Genomic DNA, 12,727 nt, shown 5'->3' with positions numbered 1-12,727 from the left:
TACATTATTAATTGTCTAATTACTGTTATCTTTATTCTTTAAAAACTCTTTTACCAGATCCTCGGGTTGGATATGTTTCTTCTCTTTATCGGGATCGATGGTAAAGTCAGCGAACATGTCCGATCCAAATTTGCGAAACAAGCGGAAAAGATCATCTTCGGATATTTGGCTGACATGATCTGTGAAATTCTCCAGATCCTTGTTATGCAGATAAGCCATAGCCAAATGGATATGAATCAGCGGGGTCTTCGGGTTGATTTGAAGGACTTTCTTGTAATAAGAGATCGCCTTGTCTACCTCTCCCTTAGAAAGCAAATATTCCCCGGCATGAATCAAGCTGTTGCATTCCTCTTGAGTTTCCGGATCGATACTATTGCTATCGATGATCTTGAATATCTTATTCGTAATTTCGATAGCCTCCTCCTTTTTCCCGCTATCAAGCAAGCAAAGCGCTAAAAGAGAAAGGAGACGGACATTGTTCGGATACAATTGCGCCGCCTTGAATAACTTGTTGGAAGCCTCGTTGTCACGTCCGGTCTCGGTACAACAACGGATATAATTGATATAATTGGTCGGCCCATCCTCCATATCCGGATCGTTTATGATCGTGGAAAACAGTTGGTAAGCCTTCTCATATTGCTCCAGCTTCATATAACATTCCGCCATGAGTGGAGAGATACGGCGCATCACCTCCTCATCACCCTCGATTTCTTGATATTCCTCGATCGCCTTCTCATAGCTCTCGTTCATATACAGGCAGTACGCTTTCAATATTTTCAGTTCCGTATCGGAATCATCACACGTCAAGGCGAAGTCGAAAGCCTCGATCGCTTTCTCGTAATCGCCAACCATGGAATGTAGCCTTCCCAGCGTAAACCAATACTCGTATGAGAAAGGATTCTTATCGATTAGCTCATTACATAACTCGATCGCCCGGGGAACGTCTCCTTCCGTCTCGAGGATGTAGCAAAGCTCATTCTTAAGGATCAAGTTATCCGGAAATAAAGCCAAGCCACGGTCCACGAAATCGCGGGCCTCTTTGTTCATGTCTAAATCATTCAGGATGGGGGAGATGTACTCGAAGACTTCCTCCAAATAGTCACAATCCCTAGTGATCAACTCTTCCGTGATCTCCAGAACCTTGGGATATTGGTTGAGCGAGCAATAGCATTCCATTTTTAACATATCCAGATCTTGGTTATCAGTCTCCGCTATATTCTCGAGCAGAGCGAGAGCGCTCTCATAATCCTCGTTATACGCGAATTGCCTGCCTTTCTTGATTTGCAAGGCGGAATTACCGGGATGAAGCTTTAGCCCGAGGGCTAAGACTTCATCAAAGTAAGTATAATCGTTCGAATCTTCAAAGCTGTCCAACATTTCATCGATTTGATCAGCGTCGAAATAAGGCTCCTTACCCTCTTCCTTCGCTGAAAGATAATGTTGTAACAAGCGTGAGATATCGTCTTTTTTCATTTACTATTCTTTATTTATTAATCTTGCTCCACGTGTCCTTTAGCCCTACGGTACGGTTGAATACCAAGTTGTCGGGGGTGGATTCGCTATCTATGTTGAAATAGCCGATACGCTGGAATTGAAGGTAGGAAAGCTTGGGCAAGGTAGCCACGAACTTCTCTACGTAACAGTTTTTCCGGATCTCCAAGGAGTTCGGGTTGATGATTTCCTTCATCGCCTCTAGCGGGGAGCAATTCTTCTCCTCACGGATAGCGGCCAGTTCGTCTCTGGGGTTCTCCACCTTCCAAAGGCGGTCGTATAAGCGTACTTCCGCTTTTTGGCAATGGGCGCAGCTTACCCAGTGCAAGGTACCTTTTACTTTACGGTTAGCGTCCGGCATACCGCTGCGGGTATTCGGATCGTATTCGCAATATACCTCGGTAATCTCACCGTTCTCGTCTTTCTTACAGCCCGTACATTTTACGATATAGGCGTTCTTCAGACGAACTTCCTGTCCCGGTGTCATCCGGAAATATTTCTTGGGAGCGTCTTCCATGAAATCCTCACGCTCCATCCACAACTCACGGCTGAACTCGATCGTATGGCTGCCGGCTTCCGGATCTTCCGGGTTGTTGATCGCTTCCAGCTCCTCCACCTGTCCTTCCGGATAGTTGGTGATAATCAGTTTCACCGGATTGATCACGGCGGATACACGGATGGCGCGGGCATTCAGATCCTCGCGTACGGCGCTTTCCAGCAAGGCGAACTCGTTCAGGGCGTCGTAAGTCGTATAACCGATCTTGTCGATGAACTTACGGATAGACTCCGGAGAGTAACCCCGGCGGCGGAAACCGCAGATGGTCGGCATACGGGGGTCATCCCAGCCGTTTACCAAGTTCTCTTTTACCAATGTAAGCAGGTTACGCTTGCTCATCAGCGTGTAGCTTAGGTTCAATTTGTTGAACTCAGTCTGTCGGGGGCGGTTGTCGTTCAAGTCCTCGCCTTCCTTCAGCCAGTCGATAAACAAATCATACAGAGGACGGTGTACGACAAACTCCAAGGTACACAAGGAATGCGTCACGCCCTCGAAGAAATCGCTCTGTCCGTGGGCGAAGTCGTACATCGGATACGCTTTCCACGTCGTACCCGTACGATGGTGCGGATGGTTAACCACCCGATAGATGATCGGATCGCGGAAGTGCATGTTCGGGTTTGCCATGTCGATCTTCGCGCGAAGTACCATGGCACCTTCCGCTATCTCACCCGTGTTCATCTTCTTGAAGAGAGCTAAGCTTTCCTCGATCGGACGGTTGCGATACGGGCTCTCGATGCCCGGTTGTGTAGGCGTGCCCTTTTGCTGGGCTATTTGTTCGGATGTCTGCTCGTCAATATATGCTTTACCTTCCTCGATGAGGCGGATCGCGAAATCCCACAATTGCTGGAAGTAGTCGGACGCGTAATAAATATTTCCCCACTGATATCCCAGCCATTGGATATCCTCCTTGATCGCCTCCACGTATTCCTCATCCTCCTTCGTCGGGTTCGTGTCGTCGAAACGGAGGTTGCAGATACCACCATGGCGTTCAGCGATGCCGAAATCTAGGCAAATGGCCTTCGCGTGGCCGATGTGAAGGTATCCGTTGGGCTCGGGCGGGAAACGGGTTTGTACACGTCCTCCGTTCTTGCCTTCCGCTAAATCTTTCTCTACGGCTGCCTCAATGAAATTCAGGTTCTTCTTGCCTTCTTCTTCGTTTGTATTGATATCGCTCATACTTAAAAATTGATAGTTTTTCTTCGAATGGGGCAAAGGTAGCGATTTCTTTTTAAAATAGGCTGATGAGCAGGGCTATATTTAGGACGGTTACCATCGTTCCCAACAGCAAGAGGATGATGGTCGTAGAGCGGCTGTTCGCGTAGACACCCATGACCTTCTTGCTGGAAGTGAGGTACACTTGCGTGAAGACCGTGATTGGCAATTGCACGCTCAACAACATCTGCGACAGGATCAATCCCTTGAACGGATCGCCGATCAGGAAGATGATGGCCAAGGCGGGGACGAACGATAGCAGGACTCCCAGCTTTGAGTGCAGGTCGGTATGATTGTACGCCTCGCCATAGAATCCGGCGAAGATGGAAGCCCCGGCGATACCGGATGTGATGGTCGAGGAGATACCCGCCAGTAATAGGGCGGCGGCGAAAATCACCCCGGCGTTATTTCCTACGAGGGGTACCAATAACTGTTGCGCTTGGTCCAGCTCGTCTACGGCGATGTTTTGCTTGAAGAAGGTAGAGGCGGCCAAGATGATCATCGCCGAGTTGATCGCCCAGCCGATCACCATGGACAGGAGCGTGTCGTAGAACTCGTACTTCAGTTGTTTCTTGATGACCGACTCGTCTTCTAGGTTCCATTCCCGGCTCTGTATCACCTCCGAGTGCAGGAACAGGTTGTGAGGCATCACGACGGCTCCCAGTACGCTCATGATGATCAGCATGGAGTTCTCGGGGAAGGTGGGTTTCACCCAGCCTACCACGGCCTGCCCCCAGTCTACGTCGACCAACGCCAGCTCGTATAGGAACGAGAGCCCGATAATGGACACGAACGTGATGATCCAGCGTTCGGTCTTACTATATGTATTACTGAATAGCATGGCGAGGCATACGATGGTGACGATCACCGCTCCCGCCTTGATCGGCATACCGAACAGCATCCGGAGGGCGATGGCTCCACCGAGTATCTCGGCGAGGGAGGTGGATATGCTGGCGAGCATGGCCGATCCTAGGATCGGGCGACTTAGCACGCGCGGCATGTATTTGTTGGTCGCCTCCGAGAGGCAGAGGCCGGTCACGATACCGAGGTGGGCCACGTTGTGCTGGATAATGATCAGCATGACGGACGAGAAGGTGACGACCCACAGGAGGGCGTAGCCAAACTCGGAGCCTGCCGCGAGATTCGTCGCCCAGTTTCCGGGATCGATAAAGCCTACGGTGACAAGTAATCCGGGGCCGATATATTTTAGCAAATCCAATGCCCCGGAGCGGGGGCGGTGGTTGATCTTCAGTTTGTCTAGTAAGTTCATGTTTGTATAGATACTTTTAAATTTAAAAAACAGTGTAAAGATACGAATAGTTTCGTTGTTACCCAACGGTGGCCGGAAATACGTTCGTACGGCCGATGGCGGGTATCCGTACGGCTGTCCTCTTGTAGCTGCCCGGCTGTCCGTCCGTATCCGTACGGCTGCAAAGATGTAACTACTCGGCTACAAAGATGTAGCTGCCCGGATACAAAGATGTAGATACTCGGATACGGATGGGTAGCTGTACGGATACGCGGGTGTACCCATAGGGTCGCGCCCGTGTATCCGGGCTTGTGTGTCCGCGTATCTGCCCGGCCGCGTGTCCGCGTTTATGCGGATACGGTAAACGAGCTACGGGAATGTCAACACGAAGGTAGTCTGCCGTTGGGCCGGATTGCTTCTCAACGCGATGCTGCCGCCGGACAGGCGCATGATCTGTCGTGAGATGGACAGCCCGATACCGCTTCCACCTTCTTTCGTGGTGAAGAACGGCACGAATATATGCTCGGCTTCCTCGGGGGGGGATGATGGGGCCGTTGTTCGTCACTTCTAGGATAACGGCCTCGTTGGGGTCGCAATACGCCTTGAACAAGATAAGGCCGTTTTCTTGCTCGTGCCCGATCGCTTGCATGGCGTTCTTCAAGAGGTTCAAGACTACTTGCGTGATCAGGTTCTCGTCGGCGTAGACGATCAAGTCCTCCGGTTCCACGTCGATGCGAATGGTTATGTTCGGGTAGTTATTGTGGTGGCGGGCCAACCGCGTGAGCCGTTCGGCGAATTTGTTGACGTAGAATAAAGAGGGCTGAGGCGTCGGTATATGCGTAAACTTACGGTACGACTCGACGAACGCGATCAAGCTCTTTCCGGTAGAGCTGATTACCTCCAAGCCGCCCCGTATCTCCTCGTCGACATTCTGGTGGAGGGAAAGCAAGGTGTCGCTCAAGGAGGTGATAGGGGTGACGGAGTTCATGATCTCATGGGTCAAGACCCGTGTCAGTCGTATCCATGACTCGATCTCCTTATCGTCCAGCTCGCTGTTGATATCATTGATCGCAATGATGCGGACGTGTTTCTCTTGGAGCGTCATCTCGGAGACACGGACCGAGAGATGTACCGTGCCCCGCTCGTTGATAAAAGAGATCTGATGTTTCTCGCCGGGACGAACGTCGCTGATGAGGCGCTCTAGATTCTCGTCGATACGTCCGAGCTGGCGGGCATGGGTAAAGACCGTCAATCCCAGCAGTCGCAAGGCCTCGTTGTTTGTCTGGAAAATATTGCCCTTATCATCTTCTACGATGATACCCGTATTCACTTGGTTCATGATCAACTCGTAATATTTCTCTTTCTGGATCGCCTCGGCTTTCGCTTGAAAAAGTATCTGGGTGATGCGGTTTAAGGAGTCGCTAACCAGCTTGTCGTTGGAGGAGCGCCCACGGGTAGCGTATTTGAAAGCGTAATCGCTATTGTCGATCGCGTCGAACATGAAGGCTACCTTTTGCGCGTTCCGCTTGAACAAAAGGCTGATGCCCCGCAAGGCAGCCAGCCATCCGATGCCTAAGAACAGGAACCATCCCCATTCTTTCTCCAAGGCCTGGTAGGTGAGTGCCGCCGTCAGCCCGATAGCGAGGGCGAGGCGGAAGGTGAGGCTGTAATAAATGCCTTTAAAGTTCATACCGCTTGATCTTATTGTAAAGCGTTTGCCGTGAGATTCCCAACTGGTTCGCTACGAGCGAGAGATTACCGCCGAATTTATCCATGGCGGCCTTGATCATTGTATACTCCATTTCCTCGAGCGTAGTGATGTCATTCTTGACGGGCGCCTCCCGCTTACGAGGGAAATCGAAATTGCTACCATCTAAAGTATCACCATCGGCGATGATAATCGCTTTCTCCACGGTATGTTCCAGTTCGCGGATATTACCCAGCCAAGGTTGGGCTTTCAGCTTTTCCTTGGCGTCGTCGGTAAGGGCCATGGGCTTTTTACCGTAGATATTGGTATATTTCGTGATGAATATCTCGGTAAGCGGTACGATATCCTCCGGCCGCTCCCTCAAGGGCGGGATCTCTACGTGTATCGTATTGATACGATACAGCAAGTCCTCGCGGAATTGCTCTTTCTGTACCATCTCCTGCAAGTCCCGGTTCGTGGCGCAGATCAGGCGGATATTGATGGGGATCGGGGTATTGCTACCTACCCGTACGATGCTCCGGCGTTGCAAGGCGGTCAGTAATTTGGCTTGCAAATGATAAGATAGGTTCCCGATCTCGTCGAGGAACAAGCTTCCGTTGTTCGCTACCTCGAACTTACCGGGGCGATCCGTCCGGGCGTCGGTGAAGGCCCCTTTTACGTGGCCGAATAACTCGCTCTCGAACAGCGTCTCCGTGATAGCGCCCATATCCACCGGTACCATGGCTTCATCCTTGCGGGGGGATAGCAGGTGTATTTCCCGGGCCAGCATTTCCTTACCGGTTCCGTTCTCTCCCGTGATTAATAGATTGGCGTCTGTCTTGGCTACTTTCTCTATCAGCATCCGTAGTTGCTGCATGGCGTTGCTGTCTCCCCAGAACATACCGCTTTCCTTGGATACCAACTGCTTGTTGCCGGCACCGCCTTTATGATTGGCCGAGCGGATTTGGTAAGCGGCTTGCAAGGTTTCCAATAATTTCGCGTTGTCCCAAGGCTTTACCACGAAATCGGTGGCTCCTTCCTTGATTCCTCGTACCGCCAGATCGATGTCGGCGTAGGCGGTAAAGAGAACGACTTGTATCGAGGGATAAGCCTTCTTGATCTCGGAGAGCCAGAACAGCCCCTCGTTGCCGCTGTTTATACCGGCGCTGAAATTCATGTCGAGCAATACGACATCCACGTTCTCGTCGTGCAGCGTGTTTTTTATCTTGTTCGGGGTAGAGATGGTGATAACCTTCTCGAAGCAAGTTCCTAACAGCATTTGTACGGCGGTCAGGATACCTTTATTATCATCCACAACTAGTATAGTGCCTTGTTTTGCCATGTCATGTCCATTTATACGGGCAAAGATACTCGATCTGGTCGATACTTCCTAAACCAGATACACCCTATTTCTGTTTCATATACCGTATGGATAAAGAAATAACGAATATAAATGGTCAGACGGGAGGGAATATCCCGGATGGCTTGCCAATCCCTAGCCGTTATTGGGCGATCCTAGCGATTGGGCTTGGTGTTACCGTGTCGGTGTTGGATGGGGCGATCGCAAACGTGGCTTTACCTACGATTGCCGGCGATCTCCATACGAGTCCGTCTGCTTCTATATGGGTGGTGAACGCTTATCAGTTGGCGATCACGATTTCTTTGCTGTCGTTATCGTCGATGGGAGAGATCTGGGGGTATCGGAAGGTGTATACGATCGGGTTGCTGTTATTTAGCTGTACCTCTTTGGCCTGCGCTTTATCCGATTCTTTGTTTACGCTGATTATCGCCCGTACGCTACAAGGTTTTGGCGCCGCTGCCATAGCGAGCGTGAATACGGCCTTGATCCGTATTATTTATCCCAAACGTTTTCTGGGGCGAGGTATGGGGATTAATGCCTTGGTGGTATCCGTATCGGCCGCCGCTGGTCCTACGATAGCCGCCGGTATATTGTCCGTGGGGAACTGGCCTTGGTTGTTCGCTATAAATATCCCGATAGGTATTACCGCTTTGATATTGAGCTTTAAGTTCTTGCCGCAAAATCCGGTGAAGGCTGTCGGACGTAAGTTTGATGTTACGGCGGCACTCATGAACGCATTGACATTCGGTTTGGTGATAGCGATTATCGAGGCGTTCACGCATGATGTACATATCTCATTGATAATAGCGGCGATTGTTATCGTATTGTTCTGTGGGTATTTCTATATCCGGAGAGAGGAACGGCAGGCATATCCATTATTGCCGATAGACTTGCTGCGTATTCCTCTTTTTACCCTTTCTATCATTACGTCTGTGTTTTCTTTCATCGCTCAGATGCTGGCTATGGTCTCTTTCCCGTTTTTCTTGCAGCGGGTACTGGGACGCGATGAGGTGGCGACCGGCTTATTATTGACTCCTTGGCCTTTGGCGACAATGGTGTGCGCCCCTTTGGCCGGGATCTTGTCGGAGAAAATGAATGCCGGGGTCTTGAGTGGTATCGGGTTGATTATCTTCTCGGGAGGGTTGTTCTCGTTGGCGGAATTACCGGCGCATCCTTCCGATCTGGATATTATCTGGCGCATGGCGCTTTGCGGTTGTGGCTTCGGGTTGTTCCAGACTCCTAACAATAGCCTCATGATCGGGGCCGCTCCGGAAAGTAGGAGTGGAGGGGCTAGTGGCATGTTGGGTACGGCCCGTTTGCTGGGACAAACTTGCGGGGCTTCGCTGGTAGCCTTGATGTTTAAGTTATTTCCCGGCCATAGCATGCCCGCGGCGTTATGGCTGGGAAGTGTGTTGGCCTTGATCGGGGCGGTTATTAGTTTCTCCCGGATCAATCGTAAGGCTTGATCGGATTAGGCGAGATGCGATTTTACCTGCATTTTCGCCCGGTATCCCAGCAGGCATACAGAGCATAAGAAGCCTAATGGGTAAGCCATCCAAATCCCGGCGATACCCCAATGGAATGTGAATCCCAATAGATATCCGGCAGGTATGGCTATGATGAAATAAGCGAGAAACGAGATCCACATAATCGCTTTCACGTCGGCTAGCCCTCGTAAGGAGTTCGCTAAAATGATTTGTGCGCTGTCTCCTATTTGATAGAGCATCAATATGGGGAGTAGTGTCTTCACGATTGCGTTGACATGAAGATTATCCGTAAATATTAATCCAAGCCAGGATTGGGTCATGAATAAGGTGGTGCAGACAATACAAACGACAATAAGCCCTAGATGAAGCCCGGCAATGGTGATCTTACGCACCATATACCAGTCGTTCGCCCCTTTATAATAACTGGTACGAATCGCTACGGCGGCTCCAAGACCTAAATAGATGGTAAAACTGATCGTTGATATGGTAATGGCTATTTGATGGGCGGCAAGCTCAAGGCTACCCAGCCAACCCACCATGATGGCGGTGACGCAGAATGTTCCCGCTTCCAAGCCTTGTTGCAGACTGATCGGCCAGCCTATGGAATTCAGCCTTCTCCAACTTTGCTTATTGATACGAATATGGGTGAAACCTTTCCGGTAAGGCTTATAGTCGGTTCGCAGCATGAATACGGCGATGAAAAGCAATAGCATGATGATACGCGAGATAAAGGTGCTTATACCTGCCCCGAGTAGTCCGAGTTCCGGCATTCCGCATTTTCCGTAAATGAGGATATAGTTGCCGATAATATTCAGCAGATTCCCTGTCAATAGGACCCACATGGATATGGATGGGTTGGCTATGCCTTCCACGAATTGACGGAATGAATTATAAAGCATTACGAATAGGATCGAGACTAATGAGACCGCGAAATAAGGTCTTATCAATGGCAAGAGTTCTTCGGGTTGGCCTAAAGAGTCTAGGTTTAGGTAAATCCCCAGTAAGACGGCTATCAATAATAAGGTGGTAGTCATATTGGCAACCAGACTGTTTTTGAGCCAGCCTCCGATCACGATCTTTTTATTCATCGCTAAATTCTGTCCGATCAGCGGGGTAAGATTATAGGAGAATCCGGTTCCCATTATGATAAATGCGTTTATTACATTATTGACGAACGATGCCGCCGCTAGTTCCTCCGTACTGTGTTGTCCCACCATGATGGTGTCTGCCAATCCGGTGATGATAGCCCCCAATTGTCCAATGATGATAGGTACCCCTAGCATTACTAAGGATTTATAATATTGTTTGTAACCCGCTATTCTATTGTACATATGTATTGTTCTGTTATTAATGATGGTGTAAAAATCCTTGATCGTATATGCCGGATATACGATAGAGTTGTTTTAAATGAAAATGTAAAGATAAATTAGAAGGAATAGGGTGCGGATACGGTAGAACCTCTCGTAGTCCAATGGACGAACAAGATGCTTTTAGTCGTAAAAAAATAATATTCGAATTTACAGCTCATACCTCTTCTTTGATTTAGCGGCGCAAAATTACGTAAAATCACTGGAATCCGCAAACCTTCAAAATTACCTTTGTTTTTGGGATCGCACTTTTTTTATATCTTTACGGATATAAGATAAATGAATGATTATGGATCAGTTCGTAGAACAATTAAGGCAGGTGTCTCCTTTATCAGATGAGATCGTGGGGCAGCTGTTGGAAGAAATGAAAGAGGTTTCTTTTGCTAAGGGAGAATTATCGATTCGGGAGGGAGAAAGAGATCCGTTCGTTTGGTTCGTGAAAACCGGATTGGTCCGGGCTTTCGTGGAGCGTGAGGGGAAAGATATCTCGTTATGGTTCGCCTCAGATAGCGAGGTGATCAATTTTGTTTATCGGAATATCTCCGCCTATAATGTTCAAATGGTGGAGAATACGACATTATTGAGAATACCGAAAACGAAATTGGATTACCTATGCCGGAGCTCCCTTGAGTTGGCCAATTGGGGGTTGAAAATACAAGATTACTATCTTCGGGAATATGAGAACTATTTTATAAACGATAGTTGGATGGAAGCTCGTGAACAATATGAGTCATTGCTGAAAACCCGTCCGGACTTGATCTTGAAACTACCCTTGAAACATATCGCCTCCTATTTACAGATAACCCCACAGTCATTGAGCCGTATCCGTGCTTCCGTAAAAAAATAGGGAAAAGTCATTATTTATCATAGGGTAATTTTTCTTGTTTTCAATAGCCATATCTTCGCGTCGTTAAAAACGTGAAGTGGATAATATGAAAATGAGTGGAGAAAAGGCGATCCATCGCCAAGAGTTGGAGCGTGGTTTACTAACCCAAAAGATTTCAAGACTATTTCTGAAATATACGATACCGGGAGTAGCCGGCCTATTATTCCTCGGGATTCAGTCGGTGATTGATGGTGTGATATTAGGGCGGTTTGTCGGGGCGAACGCTTTGGCCAGCGTGAATCTGATCTTACCTTGCTATAGTTTGATGACGGCTTTGTCTATCGTGATAGGAGTAGGGTGCCAGACCTTGATCGGTATAAACCTCGGACGTTTGGATCGGCAAGAGGCGAATAACGCTATAACTACCTCGTTCTTGTTTCTTGGAGGAATATCCGTTTTGATTAGCGGGTTGATTTATATATTCGCCGGAGATATCGCCCGTATGTTAGGTGCGAATGACGTATTGGTTACGGGAGCCGTGGACTATATTCGTTCCCTTGTCCCGTTTTTCCCTTTATTATCATTGATGTTCTTAGGAGATTATATGATTAAGGCGATGGGGCATCCGCTTTATGCCATGATCGTAATGGGAAGTACGGTGTTGATTAATATCGGTCTGGATCTTTTGTTTATCCCGGTAATGGGTTTAGGGATTAAGGGGGCGGGATTGGCTACAGGTTTGGCCTTTACCTTGGGAGCGCTGTTCAATATTCCCCGGATGTTCCAGCGAGGGCAAGTCGTAGCGGTACAAAGAGGACGTTTCCGTTGGCCTTTGGTCTGGAATGCGTTATACAATGGCTCTTCGGAAGGAATATCCGAGCTATCTGCCGGAATCACGATTTTTTTGTTCAATATAACGATGATGCGATATTTAGGAGAGGATGGAGTCGCCGCCTTTACGGCGATTAACTATATCTTGTTTATCGCCACCACGGTATTCTTAGGGATATCCGATGGAATTATACCGATTATCAGTTATAATTTCGGGGCGGGAAGATTGGACCGGATCGAGAAAGTGCTGAGATTAGCAGGGCGTGTTAATTTTATGATAGGTATAACGTTATTCGCCATCTTATTCTTTTTCGGGCAACAGATCACGTCCTTTTTCTTTAAGGGAGGAGAGGCTTTGGACGCTTTGGCGATCGCTAATTACGGCATAACGATTTATTGCTTCACCTTCTTGATGAGTGGGCTGAATATATTGGCCTCCAGTTATTTCACGGCTATCGGCAACGCTAAGCTGTCGGTTGTTATCTCTATGCTGCGTAGCTTGGTATTCGTAACCTTTGGTATTATCGTTTATCCTTCTTTATTCGGCATCCAAAGTATTTGGTATAATGTACCGGTGGCGGAATTGTGTACGTTATTTATCTCCTTTATGTTGGTAAGGAGAGAACTTTTAAAAGAGGCCGTGCTGAAAAATTAATCAGCA

General features: G+C 48.6%; 8 protein-coding genes and 1 pseudogene. 3 read left to right on the top strand and 6 right to left on the bottom strand.

What is annotated here, in order from left to right; translation table 11 throughout:
* Positions 1–15: 15 nt before the first annotated feature.
* The 5 genes and pseudogenes from CI960_RS11140 to CI960_RS11120 all read right to left on the bottom strand — a co-directional run bounded on the left by CI960_RS11140 (position 16) and on the right by CI960_RS11120 (position 7,537).
* Positions 16–1,473, bottom strand: a complete 1,458-nt coding sequence (locus CI960_RS11140) for a tetratricopeptide repeat protein (RefSeq protein ID WP_005856329.1) — start codon at positions 1,471–1,473, stop codon at positions 16–18.
* Positions 1,474–1,483: 10 nt separating this feature from the next.
* Positions 1,484–3,223, bottom strand: a complete 1,740-nt coding sequence (locus CI960_RS11135; RefSeq protein ID WP_008778287.1) for a glutamine--tRNA ligase/YqeY domain fusion protein — start codon at positions 3,221–3,223, stop codon at positions 1,484–1,486.
* 52 nt (positions 3,224–3,275) lie between these two features.
* Positions 3,276–4,529, bottom strand: coding sequence for an Nramp family divalent metal transporter (locus CI960_RS11130; RefSeq protein WP_005856333.1), 1,254 nt, complete (start codon positions 4,527–4,529; stop codon positions 3,276–3,278).
* A gap of 348 nt (positions 4,530–4,877) precedes the next feature.
* Positions 4,878–6,198: pseudogene (locus CI960_RS11125) on the bottom strand (PAS domain-containing sensor histidine kinase).
* Complete coding sequence (locus CI960_RS11120; RefSeq protein WP_005856337.1) at positions 6,188–7,537, bottom strand: sigma-54 dependent transcriptional regulator; 1,350 nt, start codon at positions 7,535–7,537, stop codon at positions 6,188–6,190. Before CI960_RS11120 ends, CI960_RS11125 begins: the two are co-directional and overlap by 11 nt.
* Positions 7,538–7,623: 86 nt before the next feature.
* On the opposite strand from CI960_RS11120, the gene CI960_RS11115 reads away from it, so the two are divergent.
* Complete coding sequence (locus tag CI960_RS11115; protein ID WP_005856339.1) at positions 7,624–9,021, top strand: MFS transporter; 1,398 nt, start codon at positions 7,624–7,626, stop codon at positions 9,019–9,021.
* A 5-nt stretch (positions 9,022–9,026) separates the two neighbouring features.
* On the opposite strand, the gene CI960_RS11110 is transcribed toward CI960_RS11115, so the two are convergent.
* Entirely contained in the window at positions 9,027–10,373 is a 1,347-nt protein-coding gene (locus CI960_RS11110; protein WP_005856341.1) for an MATE family efflux transporter, read from the bottom strand.
* A gap of 319 nt (positions 10,374–10,692) precedes the next feature.
* On the opposite strand from CI960_RS11110, the gene CI960_RS11105 reads away from it, so the two are divergent.
* Both CI960_RS11105 and CI960_RS11100 read left to right on the top strand, forming a co-directional pair.
* Positions 10,693–11,256 carry a Crp/Fnr family transcriptional regulator gene (locus CI960_RS11105; protein WP_008780459.1) on the top strand — a complete coding sequence of 188 codons (564 nt, stop codon included), beginning with the start codon at positions 10,693–10,695 and terminating at the stop codon, positions 11,254–11,256.
* An 85-nt stretch (positions 11,257–11,341) separates the two neighbouring features.
* Positions 11,342–12,721, top strand: a complete 1,380-nt coding sequence (locus CI960_RS11100) for an MATE family efflux transporter (protein ID WP_005856358.1) — start codon at positions 11,342–11,344, stop codon at positions 12,719–12,721.
* The last annotated feature ends 6 nt before the right edge of the window (positions 12,722–12,727 follow it).

It is taken from the genome of Parabacteroides sp. CT06, from assembly GCF_002257605.1.
Classification (GTDB): domain Bacteria; phylum Bacteroidota; class Bacteroidia; order Bacteroidales; family Tannerellaceae; genus Parabacteroides; species Parabacteroides distasonis.
This window is presented reverse-complemented; position numbering and strand designations above follow the sequence as displayed.

Excerpts from the sequence above, each read along its gene's own strand:
- CI960_RS11140 (WP_005856329.1), bottom strand. The coding sequence starts at position 1,473 with ATGAAAAAAGACGATATCTCACGCTTGTTACAACATTATCTTTCAGCG.
- CI960_RS11135 (WP_008778287.1), bottom strand. The coding sequence starts at position 3,223 with ATGAGCGATATCAATACAAACGAAGAAGAAGGCAAGAAGAACCTGAAT.
- CI960_RS11130 (WP_005856333.1), bottom strand. The coding sequence starts at position 4,529 with ATGAACTTACTAGACAAACTGAAGATCAACCACCGCCCCCGCTCCGGG.
- CI960_RS11120 (WP_005856337.1), bottom strand. The coding sequence starts at position 7,537 with ATGGCAAAACAAGGCACTATACTAGTTGTGGATGATAATAAAGGTATC.
- CI960_RS11115 (WP_005856339.1), top strand. The coding sequence starts at position 7,624 with ATGGATAAAGAAATAACGAATATAAATGGTCAGACGGGAGGGAATATC.
- CI960_RS11110 (WP_005856341.1), bottom strand. The coding sequence starts at position 10,373 with ATGTACAATAGAATAGCGGGTTACAAACAATATTATAAATCCTTAGTA.
- CI960_RS11105 (WP_008780459.1), top strand. The coding sequence starts at position 10,693 with ATGATTATGGATCAGTTCGTAGAACAATTAAGGCAGGTGTCTCCTTTA.
- CI960_RS11100 (WP_005856358.1), top strand. The coding sequence starts at position 11,342 with ATGAAAATGAGTGGAGAAAAGGCGATCCATCGCCAAGAGTTGGAGCGT.